This is a genomic window from Mycolicibacter arupensis, assembly GCF_002086515.1.
In the GTDB taxonomy this organism is placed as follows: Bacteria; Actinomycetota; Actinomycetes; order Mycobacteriales; family Mycobacteriaceae; genus Mycobacterium; species Mycobacterium arupense.
On sequence record NZ_MVHH01000027.1, the window covers coordinates 1 to 23,833 of the forward strand.

A 23,833-nucleotide genomic window follows, 5' to 3' on the forward strand; every position below is an offset into this window, starting at 1 on the left:
TGAGCGGAATACCGCTGACGCCCTCGGCGCCGGTGGTGCCGGCGGCAACGCCGACTCCGGCGCCGAGGGCGTCAGCGGTATTCCGCTCATCGGCGACAACAACACCGCCGGCGGCAACGGCGGCAACGGTAATGACGGCGGCACCGGCGGCAAGGGCGGGGTCGGCGGAGCCTCCACCTCCGGCACCGGCGGCAACGGCGGCGCCGGTGGCACCGGCGGCACGGGTGGTAACGGCGGTAACGGCGGGGCCGGCGGGACCAATGCCACCACCGGGAACGGCTACAACGGCGGCAACGGTGGTAACGGCGGCGACGGCGGTACCGGTGGCAACGGCGGCGGCCATGGCACGGGCGGTGGCGGCAACGGCACCGGCGGCGCGGCCGGTGGCGGCGGCAACGCTGGGGGAGCCGGGGCGGCCGGCCCCGGTGGTGCCGCGACGGGAACCGGAACGCCGGGCGCCGACGGTGCCCCGGGCAGTGCCGGCAACCCCGGTGCTGGCGGTACACCCGGCACCTAGCCGTTACTTCGCAGCGACCGTGGTCGCCGAGTCCCCTGGGCTCGGCGACCATGGTCGTCTCGCGACCTAGGTGATGCCGGCCAGCGCGTGGCCTAGGTGAACAGCGCCGCGAACTTCTCTTCCGGGCTCACCGGTTCCGGCAGGGCGTCGAGTGCGGTGGTCTTGGGCAAGACCACCCGCGGGTTGGCGAAGTCGCGGAACGTCTTGTCGCCCACGAGTTGTGCGAGCAAATAGCCGGTCAGCAGCGCCCGAACCCGCCGCTGGGTACGACGATCGGACGTGGGCAGGCCGAAAAACCCGGTAAGCCTGCGTCCCTGCGGAAGGCCGGCAGGTGTCACCTTGCCGATCACCCGCAGCGTAGCGAGCTCCCAGGCGTGCGCCAGTTCGATCGAGTTGGAGCGCAACGCTTTCGGGTCGCCCGGGCCGCTGAACACCACACCCGGTACCGCCAGCGTCGAAGCCGCCTGCTCGGCGGCCGGGGTCGTGACGGTCGGGAAGATCGCCGCCACCGCTTTGGGGCGCACCGACAGGATGTCCGCGGTGAACACCGCGGCCGAGCCGCCGAACCCGTGGCCGGCCAGCGCGAGTCGGTCGCGGTCGACGCTGATCCGTCCCGGCCCCAGGCGGACCTCGCTGGCGATATCCAAGGCGCGACCCAGATCAGCGGCCAGATCCAGCACCGACGGCGCCAGGCCCCGGCCCGTGTCGGGGGCCGCCACCACCATGCCCCAGGAGGCCAGGTGTTCGAGCAACCCGGCGTAGCGCTCGGCACCGGTCAGCCAGTCGTGACCGAACGCCACTGCCGGAAGCCGGTATCCCGACTGCGGCGTGTAGACCACCCCGGCCAAGCCGGCATAGGCCAGGTCCCCGCGCAGGACGCGATGCGGGCCGGGACGGGTCAACGCGGCGTAAAGGCGCTTGATGCTGGCCATCCGATGACGGTAACGCACGCCGGCTCAGATGCTGAGCCCCTCAGTCCTGCCGTGCCTTCCAGTACTGCAGTGCCACCGCCTGCTGGGCCACCGCGGCGGTCCGGGCCGCCGCCACCGGTTCGCTCGCACCGGTGCCCGCGTCCGGGGCTCCCCGCCACTGCGCCAGCGCGGTGAATCCGCCGTCGACGAAGCGCTCGCGGGCCGCCTGCCGCTGGATCTTGCCGCTTGAGGTGGTCGGGATCGATCCCGCCTCGACCAGCATCACGGCATGGGCTTGGATGCCGTGGTGGCGGGTGATCGCCGACCGGATCCTGCCCAGCACACCGGCCAGCGCGGCGGCGTCGGCAGCGTGGGTCTCCTGCACCACAACGAGGTGCTCGCCGGCACCGGGCTGGGGTTCCACGGCAAAGGCCGCACCCCGCCCGGACAGCAGGCCCGGATGGCTGCCCTGCACTGTCTTCTCGATGTCGTTCGGGTAATAGTTGTTGCCGCGCAGGATGATCAGGTCTTTGCAGCGGCCCGTGATGAACACCTCGCCTGCGCTCACGAAGCCCAGATCTCCGGTACGTAGGTACGGTCCGTCGCCGGTGTCGGCCAGGTACGCGCCGAAGGTCTGTTCGGTGTCCTCGGGCTTCCCCCGGTACCCCTGAGCAACCGACGGCCCGCAGACCCAGATCTCGCCGACCTGATCGGCACCGCGCCGCCGGCGGGTCTCCGGGTCGGCAATCACGATCTGCTGACCGCCGCGGGGATAGCCGCAGCCCACCAGCTCCAGCACACCGGAGGTGTCGGTCTGCGCATCGGCCACCTCGACCACCCGGTCTTCGCCCAGCGCGGCGCGGTCGATCCGCCGGATCACCGGTGCGGCGGCGTCCGATCCGCCCGAGACCAACAGGGTGGCCTCGGCCAAGCCGTACACGGGCAAGAACGCCTCGGACCGGAACCCGGCATCGGCGAACGCCTCAGAGAAGGCCCGCAGGGTGCTTGCCTGCACCGGCTCGGCACCGTTCATCGCGGTCGCCCACTGCGACAGATCCAGGGCCGCACGCTCAGCCGCGGTGCTGCGCTCGAGGCAGAGCTGGTAGGCGAAATTGGGTGCGGTGGTGCCGGTGGCGCGATACCGCGACATGGCCTCCAACCACCGCATCGGGCGGGTGATGAACGCCGCCGGCGACATCAGCACGGTGGTGCACCCGACGTAGACCATCTCCAGAATCCCGCCGATCAGGCCCATGTCGTGATGCTGCGGCAGCCAATACACCGTGATCGCCCGCTCATCGCCACCCCAGGCGTCGCGAATCGCGGCAAGGTTGGCCAGCAGATTGGCGTGGGTGAGAACGACGCCCTTGGGTGCCCTGGTGGATCCCGAGGTGTACTGGATCGTCGCCGTGGTGTCGCCACCGATGTCGGGTGGTACCCACCTGTCGGGGTCCGTGCCGGGGTCCTCGGGGGTCAGCCAGCGCAGCGGCCGTCTGACCAGGCCGTCCACCTGCGCACGGATGCTGGCTTGCGTCGCAGCGTCTGCGAGGGCGAACCCGGCGCGCGCGTCGGGAACGATCAGCGACAGGCGCCCCAGCCGATCCTGCACCGGAACCGCCACCGCGCCGGCGTACAGGCAACCGAAGTAGGCGGCGACGCTGTCCAGGCCCGGCCGGCAGACGACCAGCACCCGCCGGCCGGTGGCTCCCTGTTGCTGAAGTCCTGCCGCTATGGCACGTGCTCGGCGGTCGAGTTCTGTGTAGCTGATCCGGCTGTGCTCGGCGGTGCCGTCCGGGTCAAACACGAAGGCGGCCTTGTCCCCGTGGCGTTCGGCCTGCTGACACAGCAGTTCCACCAGGGTGCGGGCGGGGGCTGATTCATCCTCTGGCATGTCGTCACCTAAGACCGTCGTGTGCAGGCCGTCCTCGGCCACGGAGGCGCCGCGCGGAGTCTCAACATAACCGCTGCGGGCCGTGGCGGCAGCGGTGTTGACCGCAAATGTGCTGGCAGTAGCCCAAGAAAGCCCACTGTGGCCGAAACCGCTCCATCGGTCTCCCAAAGGCCCCCCGGGTTCCGAAACTGACAGCAAACTGCCATGAATCCTGGGTGCGAACTCCTTGTCGCACAGCTTCTTATTAAATATGATCTTGGTCACAGCACAGTTACTTCCCTAGTCACGGAACCGGATGTTGAGGAGATGCACAGATGAATCCGACGCTTCGCCCGTTTGTCACCGCCGGAATTGCGCTGGTAGGCGCGGGCATGATCACAGTGACCCCGGTGGCCACGCCGCTGCTGGAGTCGTACGTTGCGCGCGACGTCGCCTTGACCGCCGATCTCGATTTCACGGGGGCCTGGGCCGACGCCCTCAGCACCGCGCAGGCGAACATCGACACGCTGCAGACCGCGGCCCAGGACGCCAACACCGCCCTGAGTGAGGCACTCAACAACGCCGATCCCAGCAACCTGGACCTGGCGGAGCTTGGCGCCGCGCTGACGTTCCTCGCCGGAGATCAGAAGACCTTCATCAACCCGCTGGCGGCCTGGACGCTCAACGGCGCCGGACCCGACGCGGACATCACCGTCGACGCCACCCACGCGCTGCTGTTCCCGATCTTGACCAACCAGGCCGGCGACCTTGCGCCCGATCTGTTCCCGACCATCCCCGAGCCGATCCCGGAGATCGTCAACTTCCTGGCGTCACCACTGTCTGGCGTCCTGATCGGCGCACTGGGACCGTCCATCGCGCCGTTGGTCGCGCTGTTCAACAGTGTCGAGACGATCATCGGCAATCTCGGCGGTGAGGACCCGGACTCGATGGCGGCGATACAGGAGCTCATCAACATCCCGGCGAACATGTTCAACGGCTGGCTCAACGGCGCCACGCTGAATCTTGACTTCCTGATCCCGACGATCAGTGAGGCCGGACTGCTGCCCGAAGGCGCTGACATCACCTCGTTGAGCTTCGCCTTCGGCGGCATGACCACGCCCGGGATCGTCGGCGCCGACCCGTCCGACCTCGAAACGTTCGGTGATGTCATTCCCGGTGGCGGCTCGATCCTCAACTCGCTGGGCATCACCTTGAGCATCACCGATCCGCTGGAGTTGGAGCTGCCGTTCCTGCCCCAGGGGGTTGGCTTGACCGGTGCGCTGATCGGCTTGGAGCAGGTGTTCGCCGAGTTCTTCAGTGGCAACCTGGACTTCGACGGGCCGCCGCCAGAGGTGGTACCGGATCCGGGTGCGGCCACCGACTTCGACTTCGCGGGCCTGTGGGCAGGGCTGTTCGGGGCCTGACCGCGGTGATCAGCGGTCGCTGACCGTTCAGCGTGCTCGGCTGCTCACCGGGACGTCACTGACCTGCGCGGTTGTCCGGGTTCTGGCAGCGGTGCACTACCCTGAACAGCTATGTGTGGAATCGTCGGCTACGTCGGGAAACGGCCTGCCCGCGACGTCGTCGTCGAGGCCCTGCGCCGCATGGAATACCGCGGCTACGACTCCGCCGGAATCGCCGTCGTGGACGGCGTCGGCCAACTCACCGTTCGGCGACGGGCCGGCCGGCTGGCCAACCTGGAAGCCGAGCTGGCCGCCACCGATCCGGCGCTGCTGGCCGGGGGTACCGGTCTGGGCCACACCCGGTGGGCTACCCACGGACGTCCCACCGACCACAACGCGCACCCGCACTGCGACACCGCCGGCAAGTTCGCCGTCGTGCACAACGGCATCATCGAGAATTTCGCCGTCTTGCGCGACGAGCTGGAAATGGCCGGGGTGGAGTTCACCAGCGAGACCGACAGTGAGGTGACCGTCCACCTGCTGGCGCGCGAGTACCGGTACGGCGAGACGGCCGGGGATTTTGTCGCCTCGGCGCTGGCGGTGCTGCGCCGGCTGGAAGGCCACTTCACCGTGGTGTTCGCCCACGCCGATGAACCGGGCACGATCGTGGCGGCGCGCCGTTCCACCCCGCTGGTGGTCGGCATCGGTGACGGTGAGATGTTTCTGGGCTCGGACGTGGCGGCCTTCATCCCCTTCACCCGCGAAGCGGTCGAGCTCGGCCAGGACCAAGCCGTGGTCATCACCGCCGACGGCTACCGCATCACCGACTTCCACGGCACCGATGACACCGCCAACGCTCGGCGGTTTCACATCGACTGGGACCTGTCGGCCGCGGAGAAGGGCGGCTATGAGTACTTCATGCTCAAGGAGATCGCCGAGCAGCCCACCGCGGTCGCCGAGACACTGCTGGGGCATTTCGAGGACGGCCGCATCGTGCTCGACGAGCAGCGCTTGAGCGATCAGGAACTGCGCGAGGTCGACAAGGTGTTCGTGGTGGCCTGCGGGACCGCCTACCACTCCGGACTGCTGGCCAAGTATGCGATCGAGCACTGGACGCGGCTGCCGGTGGAGGTCGAGCTCGCCAGCGAGTTCCGCTACCGCGATCCGGTGCTGGACCGCAGCACCCTGGTGGTGGCGATCAGCCAGTCCGGCGAGACCGCCGACACCCTGGAGGCCGTGCGGCACGCCAAGGAACAGAAGGCCAAGGTGCTCGCGGTCTGCAACACCAATGGCTCGCAGATCCCTCGCGAGTGCGACGCGGTGCTCTACACCCGGGCCGGGCCGGAGATCGGCGTCGCATCCACCAAAACGTTCCTGGCGCAGATCACCGCGAACTATCTGGTGGGCCTGGCGCTGGCGCAGGCCCGGGGCACCAAGTACCCCGACGAGGTCGAACACGAGTACCGGCAGTTGGAGGCCATGCCCGAACTGGTGTCGCATGTGCTGGCCGGCATCGACTCGGTCGCGCAGCTGGCGAAGCAGTTCGCGTCATCGAGTGCCGTGCTCTTTCTGGGGCGCCACGTGGGTTATCCCGTCGCCTTGGAAGGCGCGCTCAAGCTCAAGGAACTGGCCTACATGCACGCCGAGGGTTTCGCCGCCGGTGAGCTCAAGCACGGCCCGATCGCACTGATCGAGGACGACCTGCCGGTGATCGTCGTGATGCCCTCGCCCAAGAACGCCGCGATGCTGCACTCGAAGCTGCTCTCCAACATCCGCGAGATCCAGGCCCGCGGCGCCGTCACCATCGTGATCGCCGAGGAGGGCGACGACACGGTGCGGCCCTACGCCGATCACCTGATCGAAATCCCTGCGGTGTCAACGCTGTACCAGCCGCTGTTGTCCACGATCCCGCTGCAGGTGTTTGCCGCGGGCGTCGCCCAGGCGCGTGGCTACGACGTGGACAAGCCGCGCAACCTGGCCAAGTCGGTCACCGTCGAGTAGCAGGAGCATTCAGTGCGACAACTGGTGGCGGTGGCGTGCGCCGCGATGGCGGTGCTGGCGCAGGTGCCGAATGCCGTTGCGGCGAATGAGGTTCCCGACCTCGATCCGCTGTTCGACGACAGTGGGCCATTGCCGGGAACGGTCGGCGACCTCAGTGCGATCCCCGACCTGGCGTTCACCACCGCGTCGGGGGTGGCCTGCCGGAAGAGTCACGGGAAACTGACGCACAGTGTGGCCTGTGTGGGCAACGTCGTCGGCGCGCCGCCGGGAACCCGCAGTGTCAGCCTCGGCACGGTAGCCGCCGACGGCAGCGGCCCGGCGCAGTTTCTGCCGATGGCGCCCGCCGGGCTCCTCGGCGATCCCGGGAAGGTGCCGCTGATCATGCTGGCGCCCGGCCACAAGATCGTGTTCTGGGATTTCTCGCCGACCGAATCGCTGGTCTGTGGCGCCCCGCTGGGAACCGAGGTGGCCTGCGTGCTCAAGGCCTCGCGTGAGAGCGGTGCCGCGAGCAACGGTGCGGCCGTGACGCACGGATTCGTCATCGCAGCCCCGCAGAGCGAAGTCTTCTAACCCGGGCGCGCCGCTGGTACGCCGAAAACTCGGCGGCGATCCCTGCGGCGATGAGACGATGCACAGTTGTCGGCGACCATCGATATGTCTCAATGAGAGGGAGGACGGCCGTGTCCACTAATGGTCCTGCTGTCCACTGGAACCGGCCCCGGCTGTTGTTGATCCTCGGAATGACGGTGTTCTTCATCGCCTCCTACGTCGTCACCGTCGCACTGTATGAGCGTGCCGGTTGCGGATGCCCTCGGCACCTGACCGAGGGTGTGGCGTCGGCCGATGGAACGACCGTTGTGATCGACATCGAGGACCTCCAGACCGTCAAGGGCACGCTGACCGGAAAGGTCACGATCAGCCCGGGACCGGCACTGCTCGATCCGGTCAGGCACGGACTCACCGAAGAACTCAGCATCGCCGTGCACTCTGCGGTCACCCCGACCAAGCGCACCTGGAGCAAGGGCACCGTGCCGGGGGAGTTCCCGGTTCCCCTGACCATCTCCGGGAATTCGTCCAAGTGGCCGTTCGATCATTATCAGACCGGGCCGGTGACCGTTGACGTCGTTCGCGGCGACGCCACGATGCCCGAACGAATGTCTGTGACTTTTGTCGACCACATCGCCGGCTGGCGCAACGAGATCGCCAGCGACCGCGACGACGGCGGACCGTATCGGATCGCGCTGCACCGCTCACCCAGCACCATCGCTTTCGGTGCCGTGATCGTGGGCGTTCTGGTCTCCTTGGCCGTGGTGGCCGTCCTCGTTGCGAACCTGACGTTCCTGGGCTGGCGTAAATTCCAGCCGCCGATGACAACATGGTATGCGGCAATGCTTTTCGCGGTGGTTCCGCTGAGAAACGCACTACCTGACGCCCCGCCGATCGGGTCCTGGATCGATGTCACGGTCACACTCTGGGTGATCGTCGCTCTGGTGATGTCGATGATGGTGTTCATCTTCTGTTGGTGGCGTGATCTGAAACCCGAGCCCACCACGCAGGTCTGACACGATGCGCTGAGCGCAGCGCTGTGCCGCAGTACTGTGAGCGGCATGTCCGTCACCGTCGACGAACTTCACCTTGCCGATCCAGCTGATGCGTGGCGGTCGGCCGGGTTCAGCGTGGACCCCGACGACGTCTGTCGGGTGGGCGAGGTTCGGCTGCGACTGAACGGAGGCGGAACCGGCATCCTCGGGTGGGCGCTGCGGGGTGTGCCCCGCGACGACCCGATCGACGGTATCCCCACCTTCGGTTCCACCGCGGTGGCCGCCGAACCGGCCGTGCATCCCAATGGCGTGACCTCGATCGATCACGTTGTGCTGCTTACCCCTAATCTGCCCCGCACCGTCGAGGCACTGGCGTGCGTGGCACTCCAGCCTCGCCGGGTCCGTGACGGCGAACTCGGCGGCCGGCCGATGCAACAGATCTTCTTCCGGCTGGGTGCGGTGATCCTCGAAGTCGTCGGGTCACCCGACACGCAGGCGGACGGCCCGTCCTCGCTGTGGGGTATCACCTACGTCGTCGCCGATATCGAGGCGACGGCGTCGTTCTTCGGCGAGCGCACGCTGCCGGTGAAGGACGCCGTGCAGCCCGGTCGCCGGATTACCACGCTGCGGCACCGCGATCTGGGCATGTCGGTCCGCACCGCGATGATCTCGCCGCCTATCCTCAGCCGATGACCGAATCCACCGATGATGTGGTCGTCATCCACACCGACGGTGGATGCCGGCCCAACCCGGGCCCCGGTGGTTGGGGTGCGGTGCTGCGCATGCGCCACCACGTGCGCGAGATGTGCGGTGGCGAGCCAGGGGAGACCAGCAACAACCGGATGGAGCTGACCGCTCCGATCGCGGCCCTCGAGGCCCTCACCCGGCCCGTGGTGGTGCATCTGCACACCGACAGCACCTACGTTCGCAACGGCATCACCAAATGGGTGACGGGCTGGGAACGTAACGGCTGGCTCACCGCTGCTAAGCAGCCGGTGAAGAACGTCGACCTGTGGCAACGGCTGCAGGCCGCCTGCGCGCGTCACCAGGTCGAGTGGTTCTGGGTGAAAGGCCATTCGGGAGTTGCCGACAACGAGTTGGCCGATGAGTTGGCGACGAGGGGCCTGCGGGAAGCGATCGCCGCTTCGGCCAAGCGCGCCGCGGCCGGAGACCCTTCCTAGCGGTCAGCCGCCCACCGCGGCGAGGTAGCCCGCCATGCCCGCGGCGCACGCCGCGGCGGTCAGCCCCAACGTCGCTAGGGCGAACGGCCAGGCCAGGTTACGGCGGGCCAGCCGCACGATGGTCACGATCGCGCCGATCACGCAGACCACGGCAGCCGCCGCGAATCCGGCCATGATTGCCGTGACCCCCGCATCGATATTGCAGGTCGTGGGCGGACAGTTGTCGGTGAAAGCCATCATGAACAGCCCCAGAGTCGCGGCCACACCGCCGCCGACGACCGTCAGCACCAGTGCCGCCAGGGAACCAAGGAGATCGCCACGCGAGATCGGCGGCTTCGGCGGAGGGTGGCTGGGGTACATCCTCACGGATGTTACCGACGGCCGTGCTCGTCTGGCGCGGTTCGGTCGCCGTGACTCCTACGGCTAGGAGCCATGACATTGACCCGCACGCCCGTCGCTCGTAGTTTGAAGATCTGTTGGTAAACAGGGAGGTTTCGCGTGGTAGGGCGGGCACTGGCAGCGGCGATCACCTCAGTGGTTGTGCTGACGGCAACCCCGAGCGCCGCGGCGACACCGGATTACCCCGATGTGGACTCCCTGATCGACGACAGTGGGCCACAGCCCGTGTCGGTCAGCGAGCTGCAACAGCTGCCTCCCGCCGCCTTCGCCACCGAGTCCGGGCTGGTCTGCCGGATGCGCCAGGGCAGGATCACCCACGAACTCAGGTGTGCCGGCGACATTCCGGGTGCACCGCCGGACGCCGGATCGGTCGAGCTGCCGGGAATCTATGGAAAGGCAAGTGTGCCGGCACGTTTCCTGCCCGCCCCGCCGGACGCCCTGGCCGCGGGAAGCTCGGTCGAACAGCTTCCGGCGGGCCACAAGATCGTGCTCTGGGACTTTTCGCCCGCCCATTCGATGGTCTGTGGCGTGCCGCCGTCCACCGACTTGGTCTGCGTGCTCAAAGAGCCCCAGGTGCCCGACACGGTGAGTCCGGTCATCAGCCACGGCTTTGTCATCGCCGCGCCGCAGAGCTGGGTCTTCTAGAGCCTCACGGATGCCGCGCGGTGACGCCACCGTCGACGACCAGCTGGGTGCCGGTGATGAACGACGCCCGCGCTGACATCAAGAACGCCACCGCCTGGGCGACTTCCTCTGGGGCGCCGATCCGGCCCAGCGGTGCGGCGGCCACAAAGCCGGCGGCGACTTCGGGCACGTCGAGTGCGATCTGCAGCATCGGGGTCTCGATGAACCCCGGGCAGACCGCGTTGACGCGGATACCGGCAGGCCCCAACTGGGCGGCCATCGACTTGGTGAGCCCCAGCAGTCCGGCCTTGGAAGCGCAGTAGGCGGGAATGAAAGGGTTGGCGGTCAGGCCCTCGATGCTGGAAATGCCCACCACGGCAGGCCCGCCGCCGGCGCGAACGACAGCTTCCAAGTGCGGCAGGAGCAACTGCACCAGCATGGCCTGGGCGCGCAGGTTGACGGCCATGACCGCATCCCACGATTGGCCGGTATAGGCACCCACGGGTTCGGGGAGAACCCGGCCCGCGGCGTGCACCAGCCCGTCGATGCCGTCGAGTGCCTCGGCTGCGGCGGCCACCGCGCCAGGCAGTGCGGCGTCGTCACAGACGTCGACGACGGCGCCGGGCATACCCAGCTCCTGGGCCACATCGTGAACGCCAGGGGCTATGTCCCACAATGCAACCCGACGACCTTCGGCAACCAGCTCCCGCGCGCAGGCCCGGCCGATCCCCGATGCGGCCCCGGTGATCACGACTCCGCTCAACTCGGTACTCCTTGGGTGATGACGAACTGCGACCAATCCGGCTCACGCACCGCCGACCAGTACTCATCGAGCCGCCACGGGCTCACGGTATGGATCTCCCCGTCGGCGTTCTTGAAATAGGAATGCTTGATCGATGGATGTGCCCACACGGTCTGTGCGATGGCTTCCTGGGTGGCCCGATGCCACTCGGCGGCCGCCTCAGCCGACGGTTCGATCGAGTGCAGTCCCTCGCCGGCGAGCTTGGCCAGGCAGGCATCGATGTAGCGCATCTCCAGCTCGGAGTTGAAGATCAGGCTGCCGCCGTGTGCCAGGTGCGCCCCGGGCCCGTAGAGCAGAAAGAAATTGGGGAACCTGGGCACCGTGATGCCCAGATACGCATAGGGCCTGGTGCCCCACAGCGTGTGCAGGTCGGTGCCATCGCGGCCGGTGACACGCATCGGCCAGAGCACCTCGGTGTGCCGAAAACCGGTGGCGTAGATGATCACATCCACCTCGTGGAGCACGCCGTCCTCGGTCTGCACGGCCTGCGGCGTGATCCGGCGAATGGGTTCGCGGTTGAGGTCGACGTTGTCGCGGCGCAGGGTCTTGAGCCACGTGCCGTTGTCCTGCAGGGTGCGCTTTCCGGTGGCCGGATAGTCGGGCAGAACCTTGGCCAGCAACTCCTGGTCGTCGCCCACCTGATCGGTGATCCAGCCGGTGAACATCTGCCGGGCCAGCGCGTTGATCTCACTGACGGCGAAGTCCTGGTCGGGATAGTCCGGGTCGACCCGGGCGGCCTCCAGGCCCTTGTCGGCGCCAGGCCACAACAGCAGGAACCGATACCAGCGGCCGTAGAACGGCAGATGCTCCAAGGCCCAGCGCACCCCGTCGTCCACCGGGTCGTGATACATCGGGTTGGGGAACATCCACTGAGCGGTGCGTTGAAATACCGTGAGGTGGGCGACCTTCTCGGCTATCGCGGGCGCGATCTGAAACCCACTGGCGCCCGCCCCGATCAACGCCACCCGCTTGCCGGCCAGGTCGACGCTGTGATCCCACGCCGCGGAATGAAACGCCGGCCCGGCGAAACTGTCGGCCCCGTCGAGGTCGGGCAGCTGCGGCCGGTTGAGCTGGCCGACAGCGGTGATCACCGCGCGCGCCGCCAGGGTGGACGTCGAGCCGTCACCGCGCAGGGTCAGCGTCCAGGTCCCACCTTCCTCGTCCCAGGCGGCATCGGTGACCTCGGTTCCCCACCGAATATGCTTCTCCAGGCCGTGTTTGGTCACTAGGCCAGCGAAATACGCCCGCAGCTCGGGCTGTTCGGCGAAGTAGTGTCCCCAGCTGTTGTTGGGTTCAAAGCTGTAGCAGTAGAAATGGTTCGCCACGTCCACCCGGGCTCCCGGATAGTCGTTCTCCCACCACGTTCCGCCGGCGCCCGCGTTCTTCTCGACGATCGTGAAAGGGATTCCCGCCTGCGTCAACCGGATACCGGCCAGCACGCCCGATTCGCCGCAGCCGATCACCACCACCGGAAGCTCTGCCGCGCGGGAAGGTTCCACGGGCGCGGGGCTTCGTGGATCGCGGCCCTCAAGATCGAGCTCCTCGGCGAGCAGGCCCAGGTAGGCGTCCGGCACGATCTCGCAGGCCGCCCAGTCCATCATCTCCTTGACCAGGGCGGGCGGCAGCGGGGCCGGTTGTGGGCAGCCCCGGTCGCGATAGTCCACGATCACTTGCAGTGCCTCAGCGCGGGCGCGCGCCTTGTCGTCCTCGGACATGAAGCCCTGGATCTCGTTGAGGAAGATCCCGTTCTGGCGGAAGTCCCGAATGAAGCGTGGGTCACCGGTGATGTGCACGCACGACAGCAGCAGGGTGGGGATCGACACGTGTTCCAGGGCGGCGGCGATCTCGGAATCCGCAGTGGTGAACGGTTCCCCGGCGTAGCGGTTGCGCAACAGCCCGACCCTCTCCCTCTATTCGCTACTGTGCGACGCGAAATTGTCTGGGACGATACGCGAGGCGCAGGGGCGGATCAAGGACGTAACCGGGGCGGTGCGTTCACCCGCTGGCCGAGTCGACCTTCGCGACGATCGATTTGAGGATGTCAGGTGCGGCATTCGGCGGGACGCTGATTCCGCAGACATCGGCCTGGGCGATGATGTTGTTGCGCATGGTCATGGCGTCCTGGCACATCCACCCGCCGCCGCCCTCGCTGATCGCGGTCGTCTTGACGATGCCGTCGGAGTCGGTGACCTCGGTGATGGTCCAGAAAACGCGCTGCTCATTCTCGCCCGGGGTGACCGTCATGTTGAGGGTACGACCGCCACACTTCTTCCAGCGCTCGTTCTGCTTGGCGTAGAAGGTCTGGGCCATCTGGGCTTGCGGGAAGGCCGCCACCGATACCAGCAGGCCGTGCTTGAGCTCGTTGGTGTCCATATCGGGTGGGCTGTACCAGCGTTGCCAACGAATGGCCGTCCACCCGGTGCCCGCGTACACGGGACCCGAGGCGACCGAACTGATGCCCTGGCAGTCCGCGTCGACCACGGTGGCGTCGTCCATCGCCTCACCGTTGGCGACGACACCGAGCTCAGGATCGGAGACCGCCGCAGCCAGCGTCTCTTGCTTCGGCAACAAGCCCTCGATCTTGGCCGAGGGCACGGGTGCCTTGTCCGAAGAGGCGGTGGACGTCGTGGTCGTGGTCGTGGTGGTGGAGGTCGACGACTTCGTGGCCGATTTGGCTGAGTTGTGATGGCTGCCGCGTCCGGACACCGACATGGTGATCACGACGCCGATCACGGCGATCACGGCGACGGCGGCCAGCACTGCCCACAGGGTTCGGCGGTTGGGTCCATGCGGTCCTGGCGGGGGTCCGCCGAGCCCAGGCGGCAGCAGTGGCGGTGGGTAGTGGCCCCCCGGGGCAGGGGGAAGCGGCCGGTTCATCGGCGGCCCGAACGGCGGCTGGTTGTACGGATTGGGCCTCGGACCGTGCGGTTCGCTCATTGGTGCCCCCACATCCCCTCGGGGCCTACCGCAGGCGGACGGCCCGATTTTTCACAGAGGTTATCAGCGGTTGGTCTGTCATGGTCCGTAGTGACCGTGCGACGCTGTACGCCGTGGCGGACGTCAGAACGCGCCTGGCAGCGGTGTGGCACTTCGTGCACACCGCGCCACTGACCTACCTGTGGCTGGCCGCACTGGGGGTCACCACGGTCATTCAGCACCTGGTCGGGCGCCGTCTGCACACCATGCTCGTGGAGCAGTCCACCAACCTGCATCACCTGGCTACCGACCCGTTGGAGGTCCTGGTCTCGAGCCTGCTGTGGATCGACGGCAAGGACTGGTCGCCGTATCTGGTGCTGTTCACGCTGTTTCTGGCACCGGCCGAACACTGGCTGGGCCACCTGCGGTGGCTGATGGTCGGACTGTTGTCCCACATCGGTGCGACCTACGTCAGCGAAGGTGCGCTCTACGTGCTGATCCACCTGCATCGCGAGTCCGAGCGGCTCACCTATGCGCGCGATATCGGGGTCAGCTACTTCCTGGCGGGAGTGATGGCGGTGCTGACCTATCGGATCCGCCCGCCGTGGCGTTACGGCTACGTGGCCCTGCTGCTGATCATCTTCGCAGTCCCACTTGCCATCAACCCCGACTTCACCGCGGTCGGCCACGCCGCGGCCGTACTGATCGGATTGTGCTGTTACCCGCTGACCCGCCACCATCCGCTGCGACATCCGGCGAGCAACGCCGACGGCCACTAGCCTGACTATCGCGAGCAGGGCGAGGAGGCCACAGTGCGGCACTACTACAGCGTCGAGGCCATCCGTGCCGCTGAAGCACCCCTGTTGGCCAGCCTGCCCGACGGGGTGCTGATGCGCCGGGCGGCATTCGGACTGGCGACCGCGATCGCACGGGAACTGGCGGGGCGCACGGGCGGGGTGGCCGGGCGCAGCGTGTGCGCGGTGGTGGGTTCGGGCGACAACGGCGGTGACGCACTGTGGGCGGCAACGTTGCTGCGCCGGCGCGGTGTCGCGGCCAGCGCTGTGCTGCTGGAGCCCGAGCGTGCCCACGCCAAGGGGCTCGCGGCGTTCCGCCGTGCCGGCGGCCGGATCGTCGCTGCGGTACCGGCAGCAACGGATCTGGTGATCGACGGGGTGGTCGGAATCTCCGGGCGGGGCGCACTGCGGCCGAACGCCGCCGCGGTCTTCGCCGCGGCCGACGCGGCGGGCATCCCCGTGGTGGCGGTCGACATTCCCAGTGGCCTGGACCCACACACCGGTGCGGCGGACGGGCCCGCGGTGCATGCCGCGCTCACCGTCACCTTCGGAGGCCTCAAACCAGTGCATGCGCTGGGGCAGTGCGGGCGTGTCGAACTCATCGACATCGGGCTGGATCTGCCCGACACCGACATGCATTCCTTGACGGCGGCCGATGTCGAGGCGTGCTGGCCGGCACCTGGCCCGCGCGACGACAAATACACCCAGGGAGTCACGGGGATCCTGGCCGGATCGGCGACCTACCCCGGCGCGGCGATTCTGTGCGCCGGGGCCGCGGTGGCCAGCACATCCGGCATGGTTCGCTACGCCGGAAGCGCTGATGCACAGGTGGTTTCGCACTGGCCCGAGGTGGTGGCCGCGCCCAGTCCGGCCGCGGCCGGAAAGGTGCAGGCGTGGGCGGTGGGTCCGGGCCTGGGCACCGGTGAGCAGGCGGCGGCGGCCCTGTGGTTCGCGCTGGGCACTGACTTGCCGGTGATCGTCGACGCCGACGCGCTGACCATCCTGGCGGCTCACCCCGCCCTGGTGGCCGACCGAAGCGCGCCGACCGTGCTCACCCCTCACGCCGGCGAATACGCCCGGCTGGCCGGGCATCCACCCGGCCCCGACCGCGTGGGCGCCGCGCGCGCCCTGGCCGAGCGCTTCGGCGCCACCGTGCTGCTCAAAGGCAACGTCACCGTCATCGCCGATCCGTCCGGCCCGGTCTACCTCAACCCGGCGGGGGGATCCTGGGCGGCCACCGCGGGATCTGGCGATGTGCTTTCGGGAATGATCGGCGCCCTGCTGGCGTCGGGCCTGCCGACCGCCCACGCCGCTGCCGCCGCCGCCTTCGTCCACACCCGTGCCGCCGCGGCCTCGGCCGCCGACCCTGGACCCGGCGACACCCCGACGTCGGCGTCGCGCATCCTTGCCCACATCCGCACCGCCCTGGCCCAGCTATAGAGGAGAAGCAGTGACCCATTCCCACCCGTCCGTGCCGGCGCACGCCATCGCCCCCGCCTACACCGGACGGATGTTCACCTCCCCGGTCCCAGCGCTGCGGTTGCCCGACGACCCGATGGAGCCGCAGGCCGCCTACCGCTTCATCCACGACGAGCTGATGCTCGACGGCAGTTCTCGGCTGAACCTGGCCACCTTCGTCACCACCTGGATGGACCCCGAGGCGTCGGCGCTGATGGCGGAGTCGTTCGACAAGAACATGATCGACAAGGACGAATACCCGGCGACGGCAGCCATCGAGCAGCGCTGCGTGTCGATGGTGGCCGATCTGTTCCACGCCGAGAACCTGCGCGACGACGACCCGGCCAGCGCTATCGGCGTATCGACGGTCGGATCCAGCGAGGCGGTCATGCTGGGCGGGCTGGCGATGAAGTGGCGTTGGCGGCAGAAACTCGAAGCCGCCGGCGAGGATTGGAAGGGCCGTACCCCAAACATGGTGATGGGGTCGAACGTTCAGGTGGTGTGGGAGAAGTTCTGCCGCTACTTCGACGTCGAACCCCGCTACCTGCCGATGGGGCAGGACCGCTACGTGATCACCCCCGAGCAGGTGGTCGACGCTGTCGACGAGAACACGATCGGTGTGGTGGCGATCCTGGGGACCACCTACACCGGTGAACTCGAACCCGTCGAGCAGATCTGTGCGGCGCTGGACACCCTGGCCACCGGCGGCGGGCCGGATGTGCCGGTGCATGTGGACGCCGCCAGCGGCGGATTCGTGGTGCCGTTCCTGCACCCGGACCTCAAATGGGACTTCCGGCTGCCCCGGGTGGTGTCGATCAACGTCAGCGGCCACAAGTATGGGCTGACCTACCCCGGCATCGGCTTTGTGGTGTGGCGCAACGCCGAGGAGCTGCCCGACGAACTGGTGTTCCGGGTCAACTATCTCGGCGGGGACATGCCGACGTTCACGCTCAACTTCTCCCGGTCGGGAAACCAGGTGGTCGGCCAGTACTACAACTTCCTGCGGCTGGGCCGAGCCGGCTACACCGAGGTGATGCGGACCCTGTCCGACACCGCCCGCTGGTTGTCGCATCAGCTCGCCGCCTCCGAGCACTTCGAGGTGATCAGCGATGGTTCGGCGATCCCGGTGGTGAGCTGCCGGTTGGCCGGCGAGCGCGGCTACACCGAGTTCGATGTGTCCCACGAGTTGCGGACGTTCGGCTGGCAGGTCCCAGCCTACACCATGCCCGAGGGTGCCGAGGACGTCGCTGTGCTGCGGGTGGTGGTCCGCGAGGGGCTCTCGGCCGACCTTGCCCGTGCGCTCTTCGACGACATCATGAAGTCGGTGACCACGCTGGACCGGCTCAAGCCCGCCGGCCACTTCGACGATCAGCAGCACTTCTCGCACTGAGGTCTTCCGTTGCTGCGCCGAGTGTGCGGTTTCGTTGGCAAAACAGCGCCCATGCCAACTGAACCGCACACTCGGCGTGGCGGCTCACCGGGCGGTCACCAGGTTCGCGGGCATCCGCGGTCGACCAGCGCCACGGCGACACGATCCAGGAACCTGTGTGGGTTCAGATGCAGCGTGCGGCTGGTCAGTCTGATCACGGTCCAGCCGAGTTCAGCCAGGACGTTGAAGCGCTCGGCATCACGTTCGCGCTGCTTGGGGTCGGTCCAATGGTGGGCACCCTCGAAGTCGACGCCCACCCGGTATTCATGCCAGCCCATATCGATGCGTGCGACGACGTAGCCGGCGCTGTCGTACACCGGGATCTGGGTCTGTGGTCGGGGAAACCCTGCCCGGACGAGGGCCAATCGAGTGAGCGACTCATACGGTGACTCGGCGCCGCCGTCGACGAGGTGCAGAGCCTCGTCCAGTTGCCGAAGGCCCCGAGCGCCGCGATGCATGTCGGCCACCGCCGCGACCTCGACGACCTTGAGATCGGTGGCGTTCATCAGGGCGTCGATACGTGCCACGCCCTCGGTGGGCTCTCGACGCCTGCCCAGATCGAACGCGGTGCGCGCTGCGGTGGTCACCGGTAGCCCGCGCGCGGTGCGCGTCTCGTCGGACAACACCGTGTCGGTGCGCACGTCAAGCAGCGGCGGCGATCGCCGGTTGGCATGGATGAGTTCGGCGGGGGTATCGGGGTCGATCCACTTGGCGCCGAGCAGCGCCGAGGCCGACAGGCCGGCGAGCACCCCACGCCGGCGTGACCAGAGCCATGCGGCGTGCGCGCGGTGGATCGCCGTCATCTCCACATCGCGCGGCATCCAGACGCCGGGGTAGATGCGTAGGCAGTCGCGACGTAACCGCTCCGGCGTCGCGACACCGGCCGCCAGTGCTTCTGACGCCCGAAACGCCCCTCGCGGTGTCGGCATGGGCGTCACGGTGGCACCCGCGTGGGCACCGATGCCGACATTGATCCACAGCTGGCTGCGCCGGGCGTTGTCGAGTGTGCGTTTTCGGCGGCAGAACGGCCCGCGGGCCAACCAAACCGCACACTCGGCGGCCTGGTAGGCCCATTTGTGCGTTTCTGGGACAATCGAGGCTGACATGACTGCCGTATCCCGAACGTCCGGCCTGCTCGCGCAAGCGCTGGTGGACCTGGACGCCATTGCCCACAACGTGCGGGTGCTGGCCGAGCACGCCGGCCGCGCCGGGGTTATGGCCGTCGTCAAAGCAGACGGGTATGGCCACGGCGCGGCCCCGGTCGCCAGGGCCGCGCTGGCCGCAGGCGCAGCCGAACTCGGCGTCGCCACCGTCGACGAGGCGCTGACATTACGTGCGGCGGGCATCACCGCGCCGGTGCTGGCGTGGCTGCACGGGCCCCACACCGACTTCGCTCCCGCGCTGGCCGCCGACGTGCAGATCGCCGTCTCCTCGATGCGGCAACTGGGCGATCTGCTCGACGCGGTGGGGCGCACCGGCCGGACGGCGGTCGTGACGGTCAAGGCCGATACCGGCATGAGTCGCAATGGGGTTGGCGCTGCCGATTTTCCGGCACTGGTGAGCGCGCTGCGCCGAGCCGTTGCCGACGACGCGGTTCAGGTCCGTGGCCTGATGTCACATCTGGCGTGCTCCGACGAGGTCGCCCATCCGGCCAACGACATGCAGGCTCGGCGCTTCGCCGACCTGATCGGCGTGGCGCGCGAGCACGGCCTGGAGTTTCCTGTCGCGCATCTGGCCAACTCGGCCGCGGCGATGACCCGTCCCGATCTGGCCTACGACATGGTGCGGCCCGGAATCGCGGTGTACGGCCTGAGCCCGATACCCGAACGCGGCGACATGGGCCTGATCCCGGCGATGACGCTGAAATCGACCGTGATCCTGGTTCGTCCGATCAAGGCCGGCGAGGCGGTCTCCTATGGGCGCACCTGGATCGCGCCGGTCGACACCACCGTGGCACTGGTCCCGATGGGATACGCCGACGGACTGTTCCGGCCGTTGAGCGGACGATTCGAGGTACTGATCAACGGCCGGCGGCGGCGCAGTGTCGGGCGGGTGTGCATGGACCAGTTCATCGTCGACCTGGGTCCGGGGCCCGTGGACGTGGGTGTGGGAGACGAAGTCACCCTGTTTGGGTCCGGAGCAAGCGGTGAGCCGCTGGCCCAGGACTGGGCCGACCAGCTGGGCACCATTCACTACGAGGTGGTGAACAGCCCACGTGGGCGGGTCGCCAAGACGTATCGGGGCGCCGGTGGCGGCTAAACGACGGGGATCGCGGCGAACCGGTGGCTGGCTGGCGGGAATGGCCGGTCTGGCCGCCGTCGGCACCATCGCCGGGACCACCATCGCGCGTTCGGTCACCAGGCGCACCACCGCCGACGACGCCTACGCCGACGAGGACTTCGAGATCCTGGAGCGCGACCACAGCTCGGTGGTGGTCACCGACGACGGTGTCGAGCTCGCGGTACGTGACGTCGGTCCGCGCAACGCACCGTTGACGGTGGTGTTCGCGCACGGATTCTGCCTGCGGATGGGCTCATTCCACTTCCAGCGCGCACGGCTAGCAGCCGAGTGGGGCGATCAGGTGCGGATGGTCTTCTACGACCAGCGCGGCCACGGCGATTCCGGTGTCGCCCCACCGGCCACCTACACCGTGCCCCGGCTGGGCCAGGACCTGGAGGCAGTGCTGGCCGCGACCGTGCCCCGTGGGCCGGTGGTTCTGGTGGGGCATTCGATGGGCGGCATGACCGTGCTGTCGCATGCCCGGCAGTTCCCGCGGCACTACGGCAGACGGATCGTGGGTGCGGCGTTGATCTCCTCTGCGGCCAAAGGGGTTTCCCGCTCCCCGTTGGGCGAGATCTTGCGCAACCCCGCTTTGGAGGCGGTGCAGTTCAGCGTCCGATACGTGCCGAACCTGGTGCATCGGGGCCGCGGCGCGGCCCGTGGGGTGATCGCACCGATCCTGCGCGCAGCCTCCTACGGCACCGATCAGATCAGCCCGAGTGTGGTGGCTTTCTCCGAGGAGATGATGCATTCCACGCCGGTGCCCACGATGGTGGGTTTCCTGCATGCTTTGGAGGTGCACGACGAGAGCGCTGGGCTGGCCGCGCTGGCCACGATCCCAACTTTGGTCGCCTGTGGTGATCACGATCTGCTGACCCCGGTGGGGTACTCGCGGGCGATGGCGGCCACGCTGTGGGATTGTGAGTTGGTGATCGTGCCCGGTGCCGGGCATCTGGTGCAGTTGGAGGAACCCGATGTCATCGACGACGCGCTGGTGCGTCTTGTGGAGCGGGCCACGCCTCGGCGCGCCATGCTGAGCCGCCGCCGGGCGCGCGGAAAGGCCGGGCGCAGTGGCTGATCCGCAGGAGGTGACGCTGGCCACCGCGGAGGACACCGTTGCGCTGGGAGCCCGGTTGGGCGGTGGCCTGCGCGCCGGTGACGTGGTGGTGCTCTCAGGTCCCTTGGGGGCCGGAAAGACTGTGCTGGCTAAAGGCATCGCGCAGGCGCTCGATGTCGATGGGCCCGTCACCTCGCCGACGTTCGTGCTGGCCCGTGAACATCGGCCCCGGCGAGCGGATGCCCCGGCGATGATCCACGTGGATCTCTATCGGCTGCTCGACGAGACGGGTCTGGACCTGCCCGCCGAGCTGGACTCACTGGACCTCGACACCGAGCTCGATGATGCCGTCGTCGTGGTGGAGTGGGGCGAGGGGCTGGCCGAGCGGCTCTCCGAGCGGCACCTGGACATCCGGCTGGAGCGCGCGGCGGACTCCGAGACCCGTACCGCGACCTGGCGGTGGCACGCGCCATGACCCGAGTGATTCTGGCCATGGACACCGCCACCCCTGCGGTCACCGCGGGCCTGGTGGAACTCGATGACGCCGGCCGGCCGACGGTGCTGGCTGAGCGGGTCACCATCGACGCTCGTGCGCACGCCGAACGTCTGACGCCCAATGTGCTGGGCGCGCTGGCTGATTGCGGTCTCAGCATGACCGACGTGACCGCTGTCGTGGTGGGTTGCGGGCCGGGGCCGTTTACCGGGCTGCGGGTCGGCATGGCCAGCGCCGCTGCCTACGGCCATGCGCTGGGGGTGCCGGTGTACGGCGTGTGCAGCCTGGACGCGATCGGGGTGCGCACCTCCGCAACCACGCTGGTGGTCACCGACGCGCGTCGCCGGGAGGTGTACTGGGCGCGTTACAGCGACGGGGTCAGGGTGGCCGGCCCCGCGGTCTGCGCCCCGGCCGCGGTCGATCCCGCCGACGCTGTCGCGGTGGCAGGATCGCCGGCGCACACCGAGTTGTTCGGCCTGCCGGCCCTTGACGTCGACTATCCGACTCCTGCCGGACTGGTTGCCGCGGTGCGGGATTGGGGTCATCCAGCGGAGCCGCTGGTGCCGTTGTATCTGCGTCGACCCGACGCCAAGCCCTCGGCGACGGCCGCCGCGGCGGTGACGCTGGGCCCGCTGGTGGACAGTGACGCGGCGCGCTGCGCCGAGTTGGAGGCCCAATTGTTCGGTGGCGACGATCCGTGGCCGGCTGAGGCATTCAGTCGCGCGATCGGAGCGCGTGACCATCATTACGTCGCCGCCCGAATCGGCGACGCCGTGGTGGGCTACGCCGGAATCGCCCGATTGGGACGTACCCCACCGTTTGAATATGAGGTCCACACCATCGGGGTGGACAAGGCGTATCAGGGGCGTGGTCTCGGGCGCAGGCTGTTGGCCGATCTGCTGGAGTACTCCGACGGTGGCGTGGTGCACCTGGAGGTCCGCACCGACAACACGCCGGCGATCGCGCTGTACCGCGACGTCGGGTTCGTGGAGACCGGAGTGCGCAAGCGCTACTACCGCAACGGCGCCGACGCGTACACCATGCGGCGGGAGGGGCTGTCGTGACGATAGTGCTGGCCATCGAATCCTCCTGTGATGAAACAGGTGTCGGCATCACCCGCCTCGAGGTCGACGGAACTCTGACGTTGTTGGCCGACGAGGTGGCCTCCAGTGTCGAGGAGCACACCCGCTTCGGCGGGGTGGTGCCGGAGATCGCTTCCCGCGCTCATCTGGAGGCGCTGGGGCCCACCATGCGCCGGGCACTGGCGACCGCGGGGCTGGACAAGCCCGACGTAGTGGCTGCCACCATCGGGCCAGGCCTGGCGGGGGCGCTGCTGGTGGGGGCGGCCGCGGCCAAGGCCTACGCGGCGGCCTGGGGCGTGCCGTTCTACGCGGTCAACCACCTGGGCGGGCATCTGGCCGCCGACGTCTACGCGCACGGCCCGTTGCCCGAATGTGTGGGCCTGCTGGTCTCCGGCGGCCATACTCACCTGCTGCATGTGCGCTCACTGGGTGAGCCGATCGTCGAGCTGGGCAGCACCGTCGACGACGCCGCGGGGGAGGCCTACGACAAGGTGGCCCGGCTGCTCGGGCTGGGCTATCCGGGAGGGCGGGCCCTCGATGAGCTGGCCCGCACCGGCGACCGCAGCGCGGTGGTGTTCCCCCGTGGAATGACCGGACCGCGTGATGACCCCTACGTGTTCAGCTTCTCGGGTCTCAAGACCGCGGTGGCCCGCTATGTCGAGGGCCACCCCGACTTCGTACCCGCCGACGTGGCGGCCGGTTTCCAGGAATCGGTGGCCGACGTGCTGACCGCCAAGGCCGTGCGCGCGGCCACCGACCTGGGCGTGGGCACCTTGCTGATCGCGGGTGGGGTCGCCGCCAATTCCCGGCTGCGGGAGTTGGCGGAGCTGCGCTGCGCGGCGGCCGGGTTGACGTTGCGGATCCCGCCGCTGCGGTTGTGCACCGACAACGGGGCGATGATCGCATCCTTCGCGGCACATCTGATCGCCGCCGGAGCGCCACCGTCGCCGCTGGAGGTGGCCACCAATCCGGGGCTGCCGGTGGTGGTGGGCCAGATCGCCTGATCTCGGCACCGGGGCCACCTTGAGTGCTAGCACTCTCACGTATAGAGTGCTAGGTGGCAGTCGGTCGATCT

General features: G+C 68.4%; 22 protein-coding genes and 1 pseudogene. 16 read left to right on the plus strand and 7 right to left on the minus strand.

What is annotated here, in order from left to right; translation table 11 throughout:
- A pseudogene (locus BST15_RS13240) lies at nt 1–517 on the plus strand (PGRS repeat-containing protein); the annotation flags it as partial.
- A 92-nt stretch (nt 518–609) separates the two neighbouring features.
- Here the strand turns inward: BST15_RS13240 and BST15_RS13245 are convergent.
- Both BST15_RS13245 and BST15_RS13250 read right to left on the minus strand, forming a co-directional pair.
- Nucleotides 610–1,449: a dienelactone hydrolase family protein gene (locus BST15_RS13245; RefSeq protein WP_046190601.1), complete on the minus strand. Its 840-nt coding sequence runs from the start codon at nt 1,447–1,449 to the stop codon at nt 610–612.
- 40 nt (nt 1,450–1,489) lie between these two features.
- Nucleotides 1,490–3,319: a fatty acyl-AMP ligase gene (locus tag BST15_RS13250; RefSeq protein ID WP_046190604.1), complete on the minus strand. Its 1,830-nt coding sequence runs from the start codon at nt 3,317–3,319 to the stop codon at nt 1,490–1,492.
- A gap of 314 nt (nt 3,320–3,633) precedes the next feature.
- On the opposite strand from BST15_RS13250, the gene gjpA reads away from it, so the two are divergent.
- The 6 genes from gjpA (at nt 3,634) to rnhA (ending at nt 9,424) form a co-directional block, all read left to right on the plus strand.
- Complete coding sequence (gene gjpA, locus BST15_RS13255; protein WP_046190600.1) at nt 3,634–4,722, plus strand: outer membrane porin GjpA; 1,089 nt, start codon at nt 3,634–3,636, stop codon at nt 4,720–4,722.
- 111 nt (nt 4,723–4,833) lie between these two features.
- Complete coding sequence (gene glmS, locus BST15_RS13260) at nt 4,834–6,702, plus strand: glutamine--fructose-6-phosphate transaminase (isomerizing) (RefSeq protein ID WP_046190599.1); 1,869 nt, start codon at nt 4,834–4,836, stop codon at nt 6,700–6,702.
- 12 nt (nt 6,703–6,714) lie between these two features.
- On the plus strand, nt 6,715–7,272 hold the full coding sequence (locus BST15_RS13265; protein WP_052734909.1) for a hypothetical protein: 558 nt from the start codon (nt 6,715–6,717) through the stop codon (nt 7,270–7,272).
- Between the two features lie 170 nt (nt 7,273–7,442).
- A complete protein-coding gene (locus tag BST15_RS13270) occupies nt 7,443–8,264 on the plus strand; it encodes a DUF4436 domain-containing protein (protein WP_046190598.1) in 822 nt (273 codons plus the stop codon).
- 45 nt (nt 8,265–8,309) lie between these two features.
- Nucleotides 8,310–8,936, plus strand: coding sequence for a hypothetical protein (locus BST15_RS13275; RefSeq protein ID WP_046190597.1), 627 nt, complete (start codon nt 8,310–8,312; stop codon nt 8,934–8,936).
- Nucleotides 8,933–9,424 (plus strand): ribonuclease HI, encoded by a 492-nt coding sequence (rnhA, locus tag BST15_RS13280; RefSeq protein WP_046190596.1) that lies wholly within the window; start codon nt 8,933–8,935, stop codon nt 9,422–9,424. Before BST15_RS13275 ends, rnhA begins: the two co-directional genes overlap by 4 nt.
- Before the next feature lie 3 nt (nt 9,425–9,427).
- Here rnhA and BST15_RS13285 read toward each other — a convergent pair whose 3' ends face one another.
- The gene (locus BST15_RS13285) at nt 9,428–9,784 is read right to left on the minus strand and encodes a hypothetical protein (protein ID WP_046190595.1); all 357 of its coding nucleotides are present in this window, start codon (nt 9,782–9,784) and stop codon (nt 9,428–9,430) included.
- Nucleotides 9,785–9,922: 138 nt separating this feature from the next.
- Here BST15_RS13285 and BST15_RS13290 point away from each other — a divergent pair, with 138 nt between their 5' ends.
- Nucleotides 9,923–10,468 carry a hypothetical protein gene (locus BST15_RS13290; protein ID WP_052751422.1) on the plus strand — a complete coding sequence of 182 codons (546 nt, stop codon included), beginning with the start codon at nt 9,923–9,925 and terminating at the stop codon, nt 10,466–10,468.
- Nucleotides 10,469–10,472: 4 nt separating this feature from the next.
- On the opposite strand, the gene BST15_RS13295 is transcribed toward BST15_RS13290, so the two are convergent.
- The 3 genes from BST15_RS13295 to BST15_RS13305 all read right to left on the minus strand — a co-directional run bounded on the left by BST15_RS13295 (nt 10,473) and on the right by BST15_RS13305 (nt 14,009).
- Entirely contained in the window at nt 10,473–11,210 is a 738-nt protein-coding gene (locus BST15_RS13295; protein ID WP_046190594.1) for an SDR family NAD(P)-dependent oxidoreductase, read from the minus strand.
- Nucleotides 11,207–13,141, minus strand: coding sequence for a flavin-containing monooxygenase (locus BST15_RS13300; protein ID WP_046190593.1), 1,935 nt, complete (start codon nt 13,139–13,141; stop codon nt 11,207–11,209). Before BST15_RS13300 ends, BST15_RS13295 begins: the two co-directional genes overlap by 4 nt.
- A gap of 103 nt (nt 13,142–13,244) precedes the next feature.
- A complete protein-coding gene (locus tag BST15_RS13305) occupies nt 13,245–14,009 on the minus strand; it encodes a sensor domain-containing protein (RefSeq protein ID WP_046190592.1) in 765 nt (254 codons plus the stop codon).
- A gap of 257 nt (nt 14,010–14,266) precedes the next feature.
- Here BST15_RS13305 and BST15_RS13310 point away from each other — a divergent pair, with 257 nt between their 5' ends.
- From BST15_RS13310 to gad, 3 genes are read left to right on the plus strand one after another with little or no spacing between them, the layout of a single operon-like run.
- Complete coding sequence (locus tag BST15_RS13310) at nt 14,267–14,944, plus strand: rhomboid-like protein (protein ID WP_046190591.1); 678 nt, start codon at nt 14,267–14,269, stop codon at nt 14,942–14,944.
- A 33-nt stretch (nt 14,945–14,977) separates the two neighbouring features.
- The gene (locus BST15_RS13315; RefSeq protein ID WP_083070994.1) at nt 14,978–16,399 is read left to right on the plus strand and encodes an NAD(P)H-hydrate dehydratase; all 1,422 of its coding nucleotides are present in this window, start codon (nt 14,978–14,980) and stop codon (nt 16,397–16,399) included.
- A 10-nt stretch (nt 16,400–16,409) separates the two neighbouring features.
- Nucleotides 16,410–17,807, plus strand: coding sequence for a glutamate decarboxylase (gad, locus tag BST15_RS13320; protein ID WP_046189118.1), 1,398 nt, complete (start codon nt 16,410–16,412; stop codon nt 17,805–17,807).
- A 95-nt stretch (nt 17,808–17,902) separates the two neighbouring features.
- On the opposite strand, the gene BST15_RS13325 is transcribed toward gad, so the two are convergent.
- Complete coding sequence (locus tag BST15_RS13325) at nt 17,903–18,775, minus strand: DUF559 domain-containing protein (protein ID WP_046189128.1); 873 nt, start codon at nt 18,773–18,775, stop codon at nt 17,903–17,905.
- 175 nt (nt 18,776–18,950) lie between these two features.
- Between BST15_RS13325 and alr the strand changes: the two genes are divergently transcribed.
- Genes alr through tsaD form a run of 5 tightly spaced genes read left to right on the plus strand, consistent with a single transcriptional unit; the run spans nt 18,951 to nt 23,762 of the window.
- A complete protein-coding gene (gene alr, locus BST15_RS13330) occupies nt 18,951–20,105 on the plus strand; it encodes an alanine racemase (protein WP_046189117.1) in 1,155 nt (384 codons plus the stop codon).
- A gap of 40 nt (nt 20,106–20,145) precedes the next feature.
- Entirely contained in the window at nt 20,146–21,204 is a 1,059-nt protein-coding gene (locus BST15_RS13335; protein ID WP_046189116.1) for an alpha/beta fold hydrolase, read from the plus strand.
- Nucleotides 21,197–21,658: a tRNA (adenosine(37)-N6)-threonylcarbamoyltransferase complex ATPase subunit type 1 TsaE gene (gene tsaE, locus BST15_RS13340; RefSeq protein ID WP_046189115.1), complete on the plus strand. Its 462-nt coding sequence runs from the start codon at nt 21,197–21,199 to the stop codon at nt 21,656–21,658. Before BST15_RS13335 ends, tsaE begins: the two co-directional genes overlap by 8 nt.
- Nucleotides 21,655–22,740 (plus strand): bifunctional tRNA (adenosine(37)-N6)-threonylcarbamoyltransferase complex dimerization subunit type 1 TsaB/ribosomal protein alanine acetyltransferase RimI, encoded by a 1,086-nt coding sequence (locus BST15_RS13345; RefSeq protein WP_046189127.1) that lies wholly within the window; start codon nt 21,655–21,657, stop codon nt 22,738–22,740. The genes tsaE and BST15_RS13345 overlap by 4 nt, the downstream gene beginning before the upstream one ends.
- Nucleotides 22,737–23,762 (plus strand): tRNA (adenosine(37)-N6)-threonylcarbamoyltransferase complex transferase subunit TsaD, encoded by a 1,026-nt coding sequence (tsaD, locus tag BST15_RS13350; RefSeq protein ID WP_046189114.1) that lies wholly within the window; start codon nt 22,737–22,739, stop codon nt 23,760–23,762. The genes BST15_RS13345 and tsaD overlap by 4 nt, the downstream gene beginning before the upstream one ends.
- Nucleotides 23,763–23,833: the final 71 nt, after the last annotated feature.